At 63.5% G+C, this 17,011-nt stretch carries 15 protein-coding genes; 8 read left to right on the top strand and 7 right to left on the bottom strand.

Annotated features, from left to right (window positions below):
• Positions 1–17 precede the first annotated feature (17 nt).
• The 3 genes from GQ651_RS05830 to GQ651_RS05840 form a co-directional block, all read right to left on the bottom strand.
• Positions 18–1,517 carry an aldehyde dehydrogenase family protein gene (locus GQ651_RS05830; protein ID WP_160763241.1) on the bottom strand — a complete coding sequence of 500 codons (1,500 nt, stop codon included), beginning with the start codon at positions 1,515–1,517 and terminating at the stop codon, positions 18–20.
• Complete coding sequence (locus tag GQ651_RS05835; RefSeq protein WP_319637336.1) at positions 1,510–3,105, bottom strand: acyl CoA:acetate/3-ketoacid CoA transferase; 1,596 nt, start codon at positions 3,103–3,105, stop codon at positions 1,510–1,512. The genes GQ651_RS05830 and GQ651_RS05835 overlap by 8 nt, the downstream gene beginning before the upstream one ends.
• An 85-nt stretch (positions 3,106–3,190) precedes the next feature.
• Complete coding sequence (locus GQ651_RS05840; RefSeq protein ID WP_160763964.1) at positions 3,191–4,009, bottom strand: aldo/keto reductase; 819 nt, start codon at positions 4,007–4,009, stop codon at positions 3,191–3,193.
• Between the two features lie 112 nt (positions 4,010–4,121).
• Here GQ651_RS05840 and GQ651_RS05845 point away from each other — a divergent pair, with 112 nt between their 5' ends.
• The 7 genes from GQ651_RS05845 to GQ651_RS05875 all read left to right on the top strand — a co-directional run bounded on the left by GQ651_RS05845 (position 4,122) and on the right by GQ651_RS05875 (position 9,839).
• On the top strand, positions 4,122–4,433 hold the full coding sequence (locus GQ651_RS05845; RefSeq protein ID WP_160763243.1) for a Dabb family protein: 312 nt from the start codon (positions 4,122–4,124) through the stop codon (positions 4,431–4,433).
• A 16-nt stretch (positions 4,434–4,449) separates the two neighbouring features.
• Positions 4,450–5,220 (top strand): 3-ketoacyl-ACP reductase, encoded by a 771-nt coding sequence (locus GQ651_RS05850; protein WP_160763244.1) that lies wholly within the window; start codon positions 4,450–4,452, stop codon positions 5,218–5,220.
• 10 nt (positions 5,221–5,230) lie between these two features.
• Positions 5,231–6,379 carry a dihydrodipicolinate synthase family protein gene (locus GQ651_RS05855; RefSeq protein ID WP_160763245.1) on the top strand — a complete coding sequence of 383 codons (1,149 nt, stop codon included), beginning with the start codon at positions 5,231–5,233 and terminating at the stop codon, positions 6,377–6,379.
• Positions 6,380–6,383: 4 nt separating this feature from the next.
• Positions 6,384–7,232 carry a sugar phosphate isomerase/epimerase family protein gene (locus GQ651_RS05860; protein ID WP_160763246.1) on the top strand — a complete coding sequence of 283 codons (849 nt, stop codon included), beginning with the start codon at positions 6,384–6,386 and terminating at the stop codon, positions 7,230–7,232.
• Positions 7,233–7,517: 285 nt separating this feature from the next.
• The gene (locus GQ651_RS05865) at positions 7,518–8,510 is read left to right on the top strand and encodes a GlxA family transcriptional regulator (protein WP_160763247.1); all 993 of its coding nucleotides are present in this window, start codon (positions 7,518–7,520) and stop codon (positions 8,508–8,510) included.
• A gap of 87 nt (positions 8,511–8,597) precedes the next feature.
• Positions 8,598–8,963, top strand: coding sequence for a glycine zipper family protein (locus GQ651_RS05870; protein ID WP_160763248.1), 366 nt, complete (start codon positions 8,598–8,600; stop codon positions 8,961–8,963).
• Between the two features lie 117 nt (positions 8,964–9,080).
• Positions 9,081–9,839, top strand: coding sequence for a hypothetical protein (locus GQ651_RS05875; RefSeq protein ID WP_227257971.1), 759 nt, complete (start codon positions 9,081–9,083; stop codon positions 9,837–9,839).
• A 390-nt stretch (positions 9,840–10,229) separates the two neighbouring features.
• Here the strand turns inward: GQ651_RS05875 and GQ651_RS05880 are convergent, their stop codons facing one another.
• Positions 10,230–11,033 (bottom strand): helix-turn-helix domain-containing protein, encoded by an 804-nt coding sequence (locus GQ651_RS05880; protein WP_160763249.1) that lies wholly within the window; start codon positions 11,031–11,033, stop codon positions 10,230–10,232.
• A 114-nt stretch (positions 11,034–11,147) separates the two neighbouring features.
• Between GQ651_RS05880 and GQ651_RS05885 the strand changes: the two genes are divergently transcribed.
• Positions 11,148–12,074 carry an SRPBCC family protein gene (locus GQ651_RS05885; RefSeq protein ID WP_160763250.1) on the top strand — a complete coding sequence of 309 codons (927 nt, stop codon included), beginning with the start codon at positions 11,148–11,150 and terminating at the stop codon, positions 12,072–12,074.
• Between the two features lie 228 nt (positions 12,075–12,302).
• On the opposite strand, the gene amaB is transcribed toward GQ651_RS05885, so the two are convergent.
• The 3 genes from amaB to GQ651_RS05900 are packed head-to-tail and all read right to left on the bottom strand — an operon-like array spanning position 12,303 to position 17,008.
• Positions 12,303–13,796, bottom strand: coding sequence for an L-piperidine-6-carboxylate dehydrogenase (amaB, locus tag GQ651_RS05890; RefSeq protein WP_160763251.1), 1,494 nt, complete (start codon positions 13,794–13,796; stop codon positions 12,303–12,305).
• A gap of 3 nt (positions 13,797–13,799) precedes the next feature.
• Positions 13,800–14,831 carry an ACP S-malonyltransferase gene (locus GQ651_RS05895; RefSeq protein WP_160763252.1) on the bottom strand — a complete coding sequence of 344 codons (1,032 nt, stop codon included), beginning with the start codon at positions 14,829–14,831 and terminating at the stop codon, positions 13,800–13,802.
• Positions 14,828–17,008, bottom strand: a complete 2,181-nt coding sequence (locus tag GQ651_RS05900) for a dehydrogenase E1 component subunit alpha/beta (RefSeq protein WP_160763253.1) — start codon at positions 17,006–17,008, stop codon at positions 14,828–14,830. The genes GQ651_RS05895 and GQ651_RS05900 overlap by 4 nt, the downstream gene beginning before the upstream one ends.
• Between the last annotated feature and the right edge of the window lie 3 nt (positions 17,009–17,011).

Consider the following 17,011-nt stretch of genomic DNA (forward strand, 5'->3'; position numbering starts at 1 on the left):
TCTGTTCACGAGCGCCGTCATGCGCCCTCGACCCATCTTTCCGGCTGACGACCGACCTGCAGATGGACGGATTTCAACTCGGTATACTCATCGAGGCCGTAGCGCCCCGTCTCGCGTCCATTCCCGGACTGCTTGAAACCGCCGAGGGGCAGTTCCGGATATCCCTGAAGCGCCGCATTGACCCAAACACGCCCCGCCCTGATCCGACGCGAGCAATCGAGCGCGGTGGAAAGGTCGTTGGTCCAGACATAGGCGGCCAGACCGTACTCGGTGGCATTGGCCAGCCGGATCGCCTGATCGGGCGTATCGAAAGACATCACCGACAGAACCGGCCCGAAGATCTCTTCGCGGGCCACCGCCATTCCCGGCGTGACATCGGCCAGAACGGTCGGCGGATAGAAAAGGCCGGAGTAATTCTCGGGATCGCCGCCACAGACGACGCGCGCCCCGTCTTGCACCCCGTCCCTGACGAGCATGTCGATGCGGTCGAACTGCGCCTGATTGATGATAGCGCCGATCCGCGACGTGGGGTCCAGCGGGTCCCCCATGCGCAGATCGCCCAGCCGTTCAGCGATGCGCTCCTGGAAGGTTTCAGCGATCGACGCCTCGACCAGAAGGCGCGAGCCGGCGATGCAGCACTCGCCCATGTTGACCGTGGCGGCCTTGATCACACCGTCGACAGCCGCCTCGATGTCACAATCCGCGAACACGACCGAGGGAGACTTGCCCCCGAGCTCCAGAGACAGCTTCTTGATATTCCCTGCGGATGCCGCAATCGCCGCGCGCCCGACCCGGCTCGACCCGGTAAAGGCCACCATATCCACGTCATCGCTGTCGAGAATGGCTTGCCCCACCGGATCGCCCGTGCCGGCCAAGATGTTGCAGACGCCATCGGGCAGACCCGCATCTTTCAGATAGCTGGCCAGTATCAAGGCAGTGCCGGAGGTGAATTCGCTCGGCTTGACCACCACCGAACACCCGGCCGCAAGCGCGAAGGGCAAGCGCTCGGAGAGGATCAGGAAGGGAAAATTCCAAGGCGTGATAATGCCCACCACCCCGATAGGCTCGCGCAGGACAAGACCAAGCATGTCCGCGCCGAGGGTGTTGTGGCTATCGCCCGACAGCATCCGCGCGGCGCCCGCTGCGTAATCCCAGAGTTCGGCGGCAAACATCACTTCGCCGCGCGCCGCGTCCAGCGGCTTCGACGTTTCCAACGTTTCGACCAGGGCCAACTCTTCAGCGTTCTGGCGGATCAGCCGCGCGACCTCGCGCAGAATGCGCGCGCGCTCACCGCAATAGGAGAAGGCCCATCCCCCCGCGTCGAAGCTGTGGCGCGCAGCGGCAATCGCCGCCTCGGCATCGTCGCGCGTTGATGCTGGATACAGGCTTACAAGGCGCCGATGTGCCGGGCTTTCCCGCTCGATCACGCCACCATCCGACGCCTCGGCGAACTGCCCAGCGATGAAGTTGCGATAGCGTGTGGGCGTCTCCAGACGCCGCTTGGCGTCGTCAAGCATGACCGCCTCCCGCCTTCGCCAGAGACGCGCCGCCATCACCGCCAAAATCTTCGACAAAGCAGCGCGCATCCATCGCCGCCAGATCGGACGCAACCTGCGGCCGGAAAGCCATGCGGTCGAGGACCTGCCGTTCGGCATCGATACCGGGCGCCACCTCGACGAGGGTGAGACCGTCCTTGGTCAGTCGGAAGACGGCGCGCTCGGTCACGTAGAGCACCGATTGCCCCTTCGCGAGCGCGGACGGCCCGCAGAACGTGACCTCGCGCACGTCCTCCACGAATTTCGGAATGCTGCCGTCCTTGTCGATACTCAACCGCCCTCCGCTGGCGTGCACCGAAAGGCCGCTCGCCTCGAAGGTCCCGCAAAAGACCACGGACTTCGCCCCCTGCGAGATATCGACAAAGCCTCCGGGCCCTACGACGTCCCGGCCCAGCCGTGAGACATTTACGTTGCCCTTCGCGTCGATCTCACCGGCCCCCAGAAACGCAATGTCGACACCGCCGCCGCTATAGAAGTCGAATTGATCGGTCGACCGCATGATGGCACTGGGGAAGGCTGCCGCTCCGAAGAGCGCACCGTCTATGAGCTGTCCGTTGTGAATCCCCTGCTCGACGGTGAGCCAGATATCCTTGAGCCGCGCCTGCGCCGTCAGAACCGCGGCAATTCCACCGGGAATACCAAAGCCGAAGTTGACGGACTGCCCCGCGCGGATTTCGCCCGCAGCGCGACGCGCGATGATCCCGCGCGCACCGCTTGGCAAGGACAGGCCCGCGAATTTCGTATCCGGCGCAGGCGCTGCGTGAGGCACCCCGGCAATGCTCGGCTCGTAGCCACCAACATGCGTCTGCGGCTGGTTCGGCGCCAGAACGACCTGATCCACGAGAACGCCCGGCACCTGCACGAGACGCGCGATGCAATCCGAGGATTTCCGCTTCTCGCGGACCTGCACCAGTACGCGGCCTCCCGAATTGCGGGCGGCAAGCGCGACCGCATGCGCATCGAGATCGCCCGCTTCCTCGGCGCAGGAGATATTGCCCAGCTCGTCGCAATAGGTGCCGCGCACGATAGCGATATCCGGCCGGATCGGCAGGTAACGGATGTAGTCCTCTCCGCCAAGCGTCACGATCTCGCTGATCGGACGAGCCGCCTTGGCGGCATCGTTGGCAGCACCTCCACCCAGACGCGGATCATACGCCGTGTTCAGCCCCACGCGGGTGATCAGCCCCGGACGTTTCGCGCCCGTCTCCCGCATCAAGAGCGAGATAACCCCGGACGGCAGCGTGAACGCTTCGATCTTATTGTCCCGCGCCAGCTTCTGCATCCGCGGCGACCACGACCAGTGACCGCCGACCACGCGGCGCACCATTCCCTCATGCGCAAAACGATTGACGCCCCGCCTGTCGGCATCGCCAACCCCGAGGGCATGAACCAGCGTCAGATCGCGCGGATGTCCGCTCGCCAGGAAGCGCGCCTCTATCGCCGCGAAGATTTCATCTGCCTCAAGCATACCTCCGCCATTTCCGGTGATAGCGATCGTGTCGCCATCCCTGATGCACTGGGCCGCTTCGACTGACGAAACTTCGATCACAATGGCCTCCAAGCCGGGCTGATCATTTATTCACTCACCGGAGAGTTACAGCAGGATACGATTCTGTCAATCACTTTGAAGGCCCTTAGTCCCAGGTCGGCGCAAAGGGCACCACATCGGCATTGCTGATCCGGTAATTCGCAACGGTCAAACCGTCGATCTGGCGCATGTCCTCATCAGTCAGCGCGAAATCCATAATGTCGAAATTCGCCCGCATGTTTTCCCGGCGCGTAGACATCGTGTTCATGGTCACGCCCTTCTGAAGAATCCAGCGCAGCGTCACCTGCGCAGCGCTCTTGCCGTGGCGTTCTCCGATGTCGGCGAGCACGGGATATTTGAAGATCTCGCCGCGGGCGATTGAACAGTAGGACGAAAGCGGGATGCCGGTTTCAGCCGAAGTGGCGAGCAGCTTGTCCTGATTGAGGAGCGGATGAAACTCGACCTGATTGACGACAAGCGGAACATCCAAAACCTGCAGCGCGCGGCGCATCATCCTCGTGGTATAGTTGGAAACCCCTATGTGACGCGCATAGCCCAATCGGCACGCCTCTTGCAGAAGCTCCAGTGAGGGTTCGACCGGACCGTCTCCGGGCGGCCAGTGCAGCAGCAGAACGTCGACAGCAAACAGGCCGAGATCGCGAAGACTTTGCTCAACCGAGGGCAGAAAGCGCTCGGCGCTCATGTTCTCAGGATGGACCTTAGTGGTAATCAGCAGATCGTCACGCGGCACACCGGCTTCGGCCAGAACCGCCCCGAGGTCGTTCTCGTTGCCGTACCATTGGGCGGTATCGAAGGCACGGTACCCGATGTCGATCGCGTTGCGCACTGCAACGGACAATTCATTCCCCCGCAGCGGAAAGGTCCCAAAGCCGCGCTGAAAGACGCCCTCCGAATATACAGACATGTCACCCCCGAATTTCTGACCGCAGCAGTTTTCTCTTGCTAACTCACTCACCGGTGAGTTAGCAAGAGAAAAGAACCGCACCGGCATGCACCGGAGGCGAAAGGGTTGCGACATGATCAGACATCTCGTCTTTCTCAAATACGCCGATGACATCACCGATGACGCCAAGGCCGGGCTCATGCACGATCTTGATGCTCTTCGTCACGAGGTCGAGGGCATCGAAGCCTTTTGCGCGCGGCCGAACATCTCTCCCGAGACACCGTTCGTCCACGGCCTGACGGAGATGTTCTGGATCGACTTCCGCGATACGAAGGCACGGGATGCCTACCTCGCCAACGAGACTCACAAGGCAATCGGAGCACGCTTGATGGCCAGCTTGAACGGTGGCGCGGACGGCATTTTCGTCTGCGACGTCGAGCTTTGATGCCGGGGAGACCGCCATGACCAGACCTGTCGCCCTCGTGACCGGCGCAAGCAGAGGCATAGGGCGCGCCATCGCACTCGAACTTGCGCGCGAAGGCTTCGATATTGCGGCGAATGACCTGACGGACGGTGACGAACTCGCCGCTCTGGTCGCCGAGCTTCGGGACATGAACGCGAACGCTCTTGCCCTGCCCTTCGACGTCGCCGACCTGACCACGCATGAGACGGCGCTGGAGAAGGTTACGTCGACACTCGGGCCTCTAGGCGCATTGATTAACAATGCCGGCGTCGGTGTGTTGCAGAGAGGCGACCCGCTCGACGTGTCAGAGGCCAGTTTCGACCGCTGTATCGCGGTCAATACGAAGGCGTTGTTCTTTCTTTGTCAGGCAGCCGCTCATCACCTGATCTCGGCATCGGCCGACATCGGACACCCCCGCACAATCATCAACGTCACCTCGTCGAACGCCACCGCCGCGTCGGTTCCGCGCAGCGAATATTGTGCCTCCAAGGCGGCGGCGGCGATGATATCGAAATGCTTCGCCGCGCGCCTCGGCCCGGAAGGCATCGCGGTCTACGATGTTCAGCCCGGCCTGATTGAGACACCCATGACCGCCCCCGTCATCGACACCTATAGGCAGCGCGCGGCAGACGGACTTTGCCTGCTTCCATGGGTCGGCCAGCCAGAGGATGTCGCGCGCACAGTCGCAAGCCTCGCAACGGGCCGCCTACCCTACACCACAGGTCACGTCATCTCGGTCGATGGCGGCATGCTCGTCCCACGCTTCTGAAGGCACGGAAATGAAGATATCACTCCCAGACACAAGCGGGCAGACGTCCGATTACCGCCTGCTCGGCACTCCGGTCGAAGCACAGGCGATGCCCGCCGACAGCGTGCGCACCGTCTACTCTGCGGCCCATGTCGTCCGTGACCCGTTCTCGGACGCGGATCCGTCCGGCGCCCCCGCCATCGACTGGGATGCGACCCTCGCCTTTCGCGGTCACCTGACAGGTCTCGGACTGGGCGTGGCCGAAGCGATGGACACGGCACAGCGCGGCATGGGGCTCGACTGGCCCAACGCTCTTGAGTTGATCCGGCGCACAAAAGCCGCCTTTCCCGACGCTCTGGTCGCGAACGGCTGCGGCACCGACCATGTCGATCCGTCAGACGCGCGCAGCCTCGAAGATGTCATCTCCGCCTATCTCACCCAGGTGGACGCGATACAGTCCGTGGGGGGCCGCATCATACTGATGGCAAGCCGCGCACTCTCCCACGTCGCAAAGAACCCTGATGACTACGCCAGAGTATACAGAGAAGTGCTCTCATCCTGCGACGAGCCCGTGATTCTGCACTGGCTTGGGGACATGTTCGACCCCGCGCTCCGCGGCTATTGGGGAAGCGACGACTTCAGCACGGCTCTCGAGTTGGTGCTTGCCATCATCTCAGACAATGAGACCAAGGTCGACGGAATCAAGATTTCGCTGCTCGATGCCCGCAAGGAAATCGAAATGCGACGCCGGCTTCCGGCCTCGGTCCGCATGTATACCGGCGACGACTTCAACTACCCCGAACTCATGGCGGGAGACGAGCAAGGCTTCAGCCACGCGCTTCTCGGTATCTTCGACCCGCTCGCGATCCACGCGGCCAGCGCCGTCGGACGGCTGAACGCAGGCGACAGCAAGGGCTTCCGGGACATTCTGGACCCGACAGTGCCGCTCGCCCGGCACATCTTCCGCGCACCAACGCAGTACTACAAGACGGGCGTCGTATTCCTGGCCTGGCTCAACGGGCACCAGGAACACTTCACGATGATCGGTGGAGCCGAGGCGATGCGCTCGCTCCCCTACTTCATCGATTGCTTCAAGCTGGCGGACATCTGCGGCGCACTGATGGATCCCGAACTGGCAACCGAGCGGATGCGCGCCTTCCTCCGGGTCTACGGCGCCTAGGGATATGAGGGACTTCTCCGACGACACGTCCGCGCTGGCACTCAACACCGCAACACTCGGGCACAATCTCGACGGCTACGGGGCGGGTTGGTCGGTGGAACAGGTCATCGACGCCTGCAGCATGCATGGATTTGCAGGGATAGTGTTCTGGCGTCGCGAAATCGGCGCGCGTGCGGTCGAGATCGGCGACAGGGTCCGCGCGGCAGGAATGGACGTCACGGGTCTCTGCCGAACCCCATTCCTCGTCGGCACCGAGGCCCCTGAGACATGGCACGACGAAACCCTCGCAAGCATCGACATCGCCGCCGGCCTCGGCACCTCCGTCCTTACAGTGGTCACCGGCGGTACCGAACCGGGCACCAAGGGCATACTAGAGACCCAGAAACGCCTCGCCGACCGCCTCGCCCGAGTGACGGACCACGCGCGGAAATGCGGCGTGCGCCTCGCACTCGAACCGCTGAACCCGATGTTCGGGGGCAACCGCACCTGCCTGATGACCGTTCGCGACGCTCTGAACGTCTGTGAGATGGTGGATCATGATGCGCTCGGCGTCGCCGTGGACGTGTATCACTGCTGGTGGGACAGCGCCCTGCACGAGGCCTGCGCGGAGGCCGGACCACGCATTCTCGGATATCACCTTTGCGACTGGCTGGAGAACACATCCGACATGCTGCTTGATCGCGGCATGATGGGCGACGGCGTGGCAGACCTCAAGGCTATCCGGCGCGGAGTGGAGGCTGCCGGCTACACAGGCCACTGCGAGGTCGAGATTTTCTCTCGTGACAGGTGGTGGAAAGAAAACCCTGATGCGGTCCTCGCGACAATCGTCGACCGCTACAAGCGCCTCTGCTGAGCGCATCGCAGGCTCCTCGCGGCGCACACCTGGCAAAGAATGCGCTTTGAACGCACACCGCACGATTGTCTATGAACAAGGACCTCTCCCCTCTCCTTGGCCTCCTCTCTCTCGCGACGCGTCAACAAGCGCTACCGCCTTGAGGTCATTCCTTGTCCGCCCCCATCCGGTTTGGCAGAAAACGAGTGGAGTTTGTCCTAACAGACGCAGCTCATTTGTGGCTAGTGTCCGACCATGGCCCGAAACGCATCGCATAAGACACCCTATCGCACGCGGCGAATCCTTATGATCGCCTACCCCGGCGTCCACACGCTGGATGTTGTCGGACCGCTCGAGATCCTTGCGACAACCGCCTATTTCGCGCCCGATGGACCGCCGCCCTACGACATCGCCATCGTTGCAGAGAGTGCCGGTCCGGTCACGGCAAGTTCAGGTCTGACGGTCACGGCAAGCCTATCCTTCAAGGACGTGCTGAACGACCTGACCGATGTCGACACGCTGATGATCGCAGGCGGACATGGGACGTCGCAGGCTCTGAAGGACCGGGCACTTCTGGAGTTCTTGAAGATCGTCGCACCGAAAGCACGCCGAGTGGCGTCCATCTGCACCGGCGCGCTTGTCTTGGCAGAAGCCGGACTTCTGGAAGGCAAACGCGCCAGCACGCATTGGTTCTGGTGCCCCAAGCTGGAAAGCGGATATCCCGGCGTCGAGGTTGACCGCGATGCGATTTATGTCCGAGACGGTAATATCTGGACCTCGGCAGGCGTGACCTCCGGCATGGACCTAGCCCTGGCGCTGGTGGAGGATGACCTCGGTCACGAGGCGGCACTTCAGGTCGCGCGCTTCAGCGTCATGTACATGATGCGGTCGGGCGGGCAGTCGCAGTTCAGCGCGCATCTCGTGGCGCAGCGCGCCGACGACCCCGCAATCAATGCAACACTGGAATTGATTCTCGCGCATCCGGGCGACCCATTGACCGTAACGTCACTGGCCGCACGCGCGGGCCTGTCTGAACGCACCTTCGCCCGCCGGTTCAAGAATGAGACCGGCTTGACGCCTGCCGCCTATGTGGAAACCGCCCGGGTACAGGCGGCGCGCATCGCGCTGGAGACCTCGGCGGAGGGCGTCGAACAGATCGCGATAAGTGCCGGTTTCACGAACGCGGAACGGATGCGCCGCGCGTTCCAGCGCCACCTGGGCATATCGGCTTCGGAATACCGCGATCGGTTTCGAAGAATACCCGACCCGCAAGCACTGATCCGCGACGGACCGCAGTAAACCACATCCCAGAAAAGACCGCTGAAATCACCCATCACGTGCAGAGACCCTCCGCACGCCCCCCTCCTATTGTCAGAGAATGCTCCCATGAAACACATCAAAAGAACGCTCTACATTCTTCCCATCCTTGTCAGTGCCTGCTCCGACAGCGGCGCAAATTACACGCCGATCCTCGACGGTTCGCCGACCGTCGCATTCCGCTCCGATTTGGCGGCCTGCCAGTCTCTCGCGCGGGACCAGCGCCAGTTCGACCAAGAGACTGCGGGTGCGACCGTTCTTGGCGCGGGTGCCGGAGCGCTTCTCGGCGCGGCTTCCGACGATGGCGACGCCTTGGGCGGCGCCGTCGCCGGGGCGCTCGCCGGAGGTGTCGCGAGCGCCGTGAATGCCAACGACAGACGCGAGGCCATTGTGATCGAGTGCCTCCGCGGACGCGGGCACCGTGTGGTGGGCTGACCTAACAAATCCAGTATGCGCAGAACCGGTGGCCATGGCACTCGACCTCAAACGCCAAGGCAATTCAACCAACTCAATTCTTCTTCAGATAAAATATTTGCAACAGGAGGTTACAAGATGATCCTCACTCGCCTTGGCAGCATCGCCGCCCTCACCTGTGCGGCGACCTATCTCGTTGGCTTCGCGACACTCGTGACCCTGCTCGCCCCGCTCGGCTACGGCAAGTATGAAGTCGACGCCGCCGCCGTCCTTGCGTTCAACGCCGCTCATCCCGGCATCCTGACTGCATGGAACAGTGCGATCTATCTGCTGAACGCGCTGTCGCTCGTGGTTTTGGTCACAGCGCTCTCGACCCGCCTGCCGTGGACAGCGCCGGATTGGGCAAGGGTTGCGAGGGGGCTTGGTCTTGTCTGGGCAACGCTGGTTCTGGGCGCGGGCATGATCTCGAACGTAGCGCTCGAACGGGCGTCGTACCTTTATGATACGGACCCCGCAGGCGCCGCCGAGCTCTGGACGATCTTGCACACGGTGGAACTTGGCCTGGGCGGCGGCAACGAGATCGCAGGCGGCGCTTGGATCGGCTGCGTCAGCCTTGCAGGCCTAATCGGGGGCAACCTTTCGCGCCCGGTTGCATGGCTGGGCCTTGCGACCGGAACTGCCGGACTGGCAACCATAATATCACCCCTCGGCCATGTGACCGGCGCGGTTTTCGGCCTTGGCGCCATCGTATGGTTCCTCGCCGTGGGCGTCGGCCTGTGGAGCACCGCGACGAAATCCTCGATATCGCGCGGCGTCAGGGTCGACCCCAATGCGCGGCTCCCAAACGATCCAAAATGCTCGACACTACTTTGCCCAATTGCCGGTCGCGTCGCCTGATCGCAGGAATTTGTGTGGCGCGGCGGGTATCTCTTGATCGTGAGCGGAACAAGCTCTCCAGACGCCAAACCGTCCTGCATCAGCTGCCCCTGGATAACCCAAGAGACCCCCATGACACGCGCAACCTGTCGAAAGCACTCCTCTCCAGCCGCACCAGCGGCGGCCACCTCGCCGCGCTTGGGGCAGAGATCGCCCGGCTGGTCCGCGCGATACGATCATATGCCACAGACACCGCGGAAAGCTCGGTACGGTTTCCAGACGGCGACGCCGCCTCTGATAAATGGATTTGCCGTATAGACCATGCTCCTGAAAGCTATCGCGCCCGCTCGGCTGCCGGCAGAAAAAGCGATGGCCGAGCGCGGACTAGGAACGGGGCGATTGGCAAGCGATTCACTGGATCGCGAATTCCCGCTCGAACCAAGCGCGCGTTGCGTCATTCGCCGGCAAAAGCGTCTCAACCCGAAGGTCGTCCAGCGCCGCGTCCGCGCTCATCCCGATGGTCGCGATCAGCGAGAACAACTCCAAAACTGTTCCGTCGATGCATATCTTGAGCGTCAGAACAGGTGCGGTGGGCGTCGCGGCAGGTGCGCTGACAAGGTGCTCTACGCCGTCAACAGACAGAAGCTCGGCAAGGAATTCGCGCGCTTCCACATCGTGCGGGCGCCGCGCCACCTCTATCTCGAGAAGCCGCAAGAGCGAACGCGCCGTATCCTCCCAGTTCACGATGGCCTCCCGCATCGGGCCGGGGGCGATAATCTCGCGAAGCAGGTTCGGATCGCCGCGCGCACCTGCACGCGCAAAGAACCGTTGCGCCGGCCCATTTGCCTTCAGCAGCGTCCAGATCCGGTCGACCGACACCGCCGGATAAGGTGCATGACTGCGAAGCACATGCTCGATCGAGGCATCAATCGCGCCTTGTGTCACCTCATCCCAGCCATGCCGCGCCGAGCGCGCGGCAAAGCCCGCCGACAGGAGCATCGCGTCGACCTCGGCCGCCGGCATCTCCAGCGCGTCGGCGATCTGCGAAATGGCGAAGCGGCTGGGGTTCGACCGCCCCGTTTCCAGAAAACTGATGTGGCGCTGCGATATCCCGGCCTGAAGCGACAGTTCGAGCTGGCTCAACCGGCGCCGCTTTCGCCAGTTCCTGAGAAAGGCCGGAAAGGTCGGGTCGGGAATGCTCGGATCATAGCTCATAGGCAAACCCTGTCAGCAAATCGTGCCGGGGTCGATTACCTCCGACGTAATTGAATGAGCGCGCTTCGCCGGTGCCAATGCCGTCCATTGAAACCGACGAGAGAGGCCCGATCCATGACGAACTCGACAACTGCCCGCACCTTCCTCGGCCTGAACGCCGCCTTCTCCCTGGTCATGGGCGTCGCGCTGACAATCGCCCCCGCGGCCGCCGCAGATCTTTTCTTCACCGAAACGGCCAGCTGGCAGGTCACGGTCCTTCGCCTTCTCGGCATCGGCCTGATCCTTTTTGGCGCCGACCTCATCCTGATGGTTCGGGACCGTTTTCTAACGAAGGGCAAGGTGATGGCCATCACCGTGATGGATGTCGGCTGGGTCGTGGGAAGCGCCATTCTTCTGATCACAGCCGGCGCGCTTGTCACCGGAACCGGCAAGGCCGTGATCCTAGTCGTCGCGGCCTTCGTGGCCATCTTCGCCGCGGGCCAATATTCTGGCGCCCGAAAGATCGTTCCGGCACTCTCGCAGGCTTCCGTCACGTCCCGCAGTGGCAAGCTCTTGGCCCATGTCAGCCGACCGGTTCACGCACCGCGCGATGTGGTCTGGCGCGTCATGAATGACCATCCGGGCTATGCCGACGTGGCCGACAACCTGTCGAAGGTCGAGGTGGTCCGGGGCGACGGCATCGGGATGCAGCGCCGCTGCTATGGCCCGAAGGGCGAAAACTGGCTCGAGACATGTGACCGGTACGAAGACGGTCATGCTTTCGGATTCAGGGTCCATACCGAGGCCGAAGACTACCCCTACCCTATGTCCAAGCTGCATGGCGTCTGGTCGGTCAAGGCGAGTGAAAGCGGCTCGGTCTTCGCCATCGACATCGACATCACCCCCAAGGGCAGCGCCCTAACACGCGCGCTTTTCACCATGGCGGCCAAGCAGAAGTTCAAACCTGTCCTCGCCGATCTTGCCGATGCCTGGGCTGCCCGGATGGAGCGCGAGGCCCGGGCGGAGCCAGCGCCTTCGGGCACGCGCGGCAAGAAATCCTGAGCGACGTCACAATCTGCGCAGACCAATCGTCAACAAGGTATCCAAAGTAGAAAGGTAAATACCAATAAGGATACCTCCACCCCGCTCGCCGCGTCCTGACCCGGCCGGAACTCTTTGTCCGTCTGGGTCAGGCCCATGCCATGCTTGCCGAACTCGGACGCGCCCCGGCGCTCTTGGCGCTCGGACCGGATTGGACCAGGACCGCGTGTTGGGCCTTATCCACCCCCCTCACACGTCGAACCTGACACCTTGCGCCAGTGGCAGAGCATCCGAGAAGTTGATCGTGTTGGTTTGCCGCCGCATGTAGCTCTTCCAAGCGTCAGAGCCGCTCTCGCGGCCGCCGCCGGTTTCCTTTTCGCCGCCGAAGGCGCCCCCGATCTCGGCGCCTGACGGGCCGATATTCACATTGGCGATGCCGCAATCCGACCCCGCCGCCGACACGAAGGCCTCGGCCTCGCGCAGGTTCAGCGTCATGATGCAGGACGACAGACCCTGCGGCACAGCGTTGTGCAACTCCATCGCCTCATCGAAGTCGTCATACCCCATCACATAGAGGATCGGGGCGAAGGTCTCGGTGCGGACAGTCTCGGTCTGAGACGGCATCTCGACGATGGCAGGCCGCACATAGGCCCCGCCGTCCATGCCCTCGGCCATGCCGCCGCCATGAACTTTCCCGCCCTCGGCGCGCGCCGCGTCCAGTGCGGCCTGCATCCGGTCGGTCGCGTCATGGTCGATCAGCGGCCCCACCAGCGTACCCTCGGCCCTTGGGTCCCCAATGGGCAAACCTGCATAGGCCTTGACCAGCTTGCCGACCAATTCCTCCCGGATCGAGTTGTGGACAATCAGCCGCCGGAGCGAGGTACAGCGCTGCCCCGCCGTGCCGACTGCCGAAAAGACGACCGCCCTGAGCGTCATCTCCAGATCAGCGGACGGCGCGACGATCATCGCGTTGTTCCCGCCAAGTTCCAGGATCGGACGCCCCCACCGACCGAGAACCTTCGGGCCGACGGCGCTTCCCATCCGCGTCGAACCCGTGGCGCTCAGGATCGGCACGCCGGGCGAGGCCACCAGCGCCTCACCGATCGCCGGGCCGCCGATGACGCATTGCACCAGACCCTCGGGCGCGTCTCCGAACCGGTCGAGTGCGCGGGCCATGATCTTCATTGAGGCGAGTGCCGTAAGAGGCGTCTTCTCGGACGGCTTCCAGATCACGGGGTTGCCGCAGACTAGCGCCAGCGCCGCATTCCATGACCAGACCGCGACCGGAAAGTTGAACGCGGTGATGACGCCGCAAGGGCCCATCGGATGCCATGACTCCATCATCCGGTGGCCCGGACGTTCGGAGGCAATGGTCAGCCCGTAAAGCTGGCGCGAGAGGCCAACGGCAAAGTCGCAGATATCGATCATCTCCTGCACTTCGCCCAGACCTTCGGACACGATTTTTCCCGCTTCCAGCGTAACGACCGCGCCCAGCTCATCCTTGGACCGGCGCAGTTCCTCGCCCAGAAGGCGCACCAGCTCGCCCCGGCGCGGGGCCGGTACGCTCCGCCATACCTTGAACGCCGCCTGCGCCCGGTCGATGACCGCCTGCATCTCGCCCGGATCGGTCTCGTGGACGTCGGCCACATGCGCGCCGTCGATGGGCGAACGGACCGAAAGACTGCCTCCGGACAGTTCCTCCGCACTCAGCCCAACCTTTGCCAGAACATCCTGATGACTCATGGGTTATCCTTTCGTGACACGCTGTCGTTGATCGTCCCGTCCCATCGAAATCAGGAGGGGAGCGGCGGTCTGTGCCGCTTGGAAGTCGTCTTTAGTGGCCATGCCACGCCATTCGGCCTGCACGAGAGACTGCGCCACCGCACCGCCAAGCGTCGTGCCGGGACCGGTGACGATGAAAAGGTCCGGCGCGAATTCGCGGGCCGCGACCGTCACCGCTCGGGTGAAATCGTAGGGCTGAACGACCTGATGCCCGAAGGTGTAGTCTCTCAGCGCCTCGGGCCGGGCCGCCCCCGGCCACCAGATCGCGCCTCGCCCGTCTATCATCGGGATGTCCGGCTGGCGAAACAGGCTGGCACCGAAATGCGAAAGCGCCCGAGCAGACACGTCTGCCACCAGACCGGAATGAAACCCCGCATGGCCCGGCAACCGCAAAGGAAAGCGGTCGCGCTTGGGGACCGCCGCCTCGAAGGCGGCAAGCCCGGCCTCGTTCCCGGCCAGCACAAGCAACCCACCGAGGTTGATCGACAGGGACAGCGCATGATCGGGCCGTGCTCCAATCTCGGCCACCAGGTCGAGAAGCCTGGCCCGGTGCCCATCTCCGTCGCGCCAGTCGTCCCCGGCAAAAGGGTAGAGCGTCTGCCCGCCTGCCCCGTCCTCGTGCATCCAGCGGCCCATCGTGTTGACGATCTCGAAGCCGGTCTCGGCATCGACCGCCCCGCCACAGGCAAGCGCCGTATACCAACCCATGGAATTGCCCGTGACGGCCACGACCTCGATTTCGTCCCGGTCGATGGACAAGGCATCCCCAAGGCTCGCCGCATAGATCAGGCCGGACGCGTTGTCTCCGCGCAGGTGAAGCGCGGACAAAAACCGATCTGCGGCATCAAGCTCGGTGAGCGAGGCCTGACCGCCCGCCCGTCTCGCCATGTCGAAAGCTGCCAGAAGCGCAGCATCGGGAAACCGCCGACCGAGAACGCCCAATTCTTCCTTGTTATAGGTGCCGCGCCCCGGACAGATCAGAACCGCCGTTTTCATGCCAGTGCCTCACGCGCCGCAGCGACGATGCTGTCCCGCGACGGCAGTGTCGCGCCGTAGGCGGGGCCCGTCGCGATAAAGCTGTCTTCGGCGGCAAGGCGCGTGACCTTCGCATCGGTCTCGCGGGTCAGAAGCGTCACCAGACTTTCCGACACCCCGCCCGTTCGGCGCGTCTCGTCCACAATCAGAACACGCTCGCAGCCGTCGAGCACGGCAAGAAGCGCGGCCTCGGGCAAGGGGTTCAGCCAGCGCAGGTCGATCAGGCGCGTTCTGATGCCGTCCTTGTCCAGCACCTCCTGAGCCTGACGCGACAGGTAAACCCCATTGGCAAAGCTCACGATGGCCAGATCGGTGCCCTTACCATGGATCCCAACCTCGCCCAGGGGAATGCGCTCGCCGGCCTTTGGATAGACCGTCATCCAGCCGCCATCTCCTGCCTCGTTGAGATCGCGCATCGGGTAGAGTGCGATGGGCTCGAGGAAGGCAACCACCCGCTGCTCCTCGCGCGCCAGTCTCACCGCCTCCCGGAGCATCATCGCGGCGTCGGCACCGTTCGACGGGCAGGCCAGGATCACACCCGGAATGTCGCGCAAAACGGCCACCGAATTGTCGTTGTGGAAATGCCCGCCGAAGCCCTTCTGATAACCCAGCCCTGCAATCCTGAGGACCATCGGGTTAGTGAACTGCCCCCGCGAGAAAAAGGGCAGCGTCGCCGCTTCGCCCCGGATCTGGTCCTCGGCATTGTGGAGATAGGCGAGGAACTGGATTTCCGGCACCGGGACGAAGCCGTTATGCGCCATCCCGATCGCAAGGCCGAGGATCGATTGCTCGTCCAGAAGCGTGTCGATCACGCGGTCCGGCCCGAAGCGCTGCTGAAGGCGCTGCGTCACGCCGTAGACGCCGCCCTTCCGGCCCACATCCTCGCCCATCATGACGACCTCGCCATGTTCCAGCATCAGATCGGTGAGCGCCCAGTTGAGAAGACGGCTCATCGGCTGCGGCTCGGCCTGCGCTGCGGCATCCTTGCCGAGAACCGCCTCCCGCGCCTCAGCGGAGACGCCATTAGATGGCGCGTTCCGACGGCTTGGCGGGATCAGGCTCTGCATGACATCCGCCGCCGTCTTCAGATGCGGTCTTGTCGCCACCTCACCCGCCACCCGCGAAACGCGGGCGCGGGTCTCGTCGTAGATCGAAAGCGCGGCCTCAAGGTCCAACGCGCCCGACGCCTTCAAGAGCCGGACGGAATGCAGAAGCGGATCGTTCGCCTCGTCCGTCTCTATCTCGGTCTTGCTGAGATAGGTGGCGGCCACATCTGCCCCCGCATGACCATAAAGCCGCACCGTACGCACATGAAGAAACGCCGGCTTCCGACGCTCGCGGACATAGCGCGCAACCTCTTCCGCCGTGCGATAGGCCGAAAAGATATCCAGCCCGTCGCACGCGACGTATTTCAGCCCCGGCCGATCCCGGAACGACGCCTCGACCCAACCCTTAGGGGTCTTGGTCGAAATCCCGATCCCGTTATCCTCGCAGACGAAAAGAAGAGGCAGCGGCGTCGACTGATAGCTCGTCCATCCCGCCGTGTTGAACGCTCCCTGCGCCGTCGAATGGTTCACCGATGCATCCCCGAACGAGCAATAGACGATGGCATCCTCGGGATACTCCGCGTGTTCGGGCCGACGCCGCCGCGCGGCGCCGATGGAATATGCCGCGCCCACAGCCTTCGGCAGGTGGCTGGCGATGGTCGATGTCTGGGGCGGAATGTTCAGCGCCTTCGAGCCCAGAACCTTGTGCCGCCCGCCCGAAATCGGGTCCTCGGAACTGCAGGCAAAGCTGAGCAGCATGTCCCACGCCATGCTCTGCCCCGGCACCTGCCCCCCGCGCGCAATCTGAAAGGCGGCATCGCGATAATGCAGAAACGCCGGGTCAGTGGGCCGAAGGGCCAGCGCGATGGCGGCAAGCCCCTCGTGCCCCGACGACCCGATTGTGTAGAACCCCTGCCCCGCCGCCTGCATCCGGCGGCTCTCAAGGTCCAGCGCGCGGCTGAGGCACTGCGCCCGGTAGATCTCTACAGCCCTTTCGGGCGAAAGCGGCCCTTCGGGCGCGGCCCCGGACGGAAGGTCACCCGCAGCAACACGCCGGCGGAAATTCTCTTCGACGATAAGCGCGCGGTCCATAAC

The sequence above is a fragment of the Kangsaoukella pontilimi genome, from assembly GCF_009830125.1.
Lineage (GTDB): Bacteria > Pseudomonadota > Alphaproteobacteria > Rhodobacterales > Rhodobacteraceae > Kangsaoukella > Kangsaoukella pontilimi.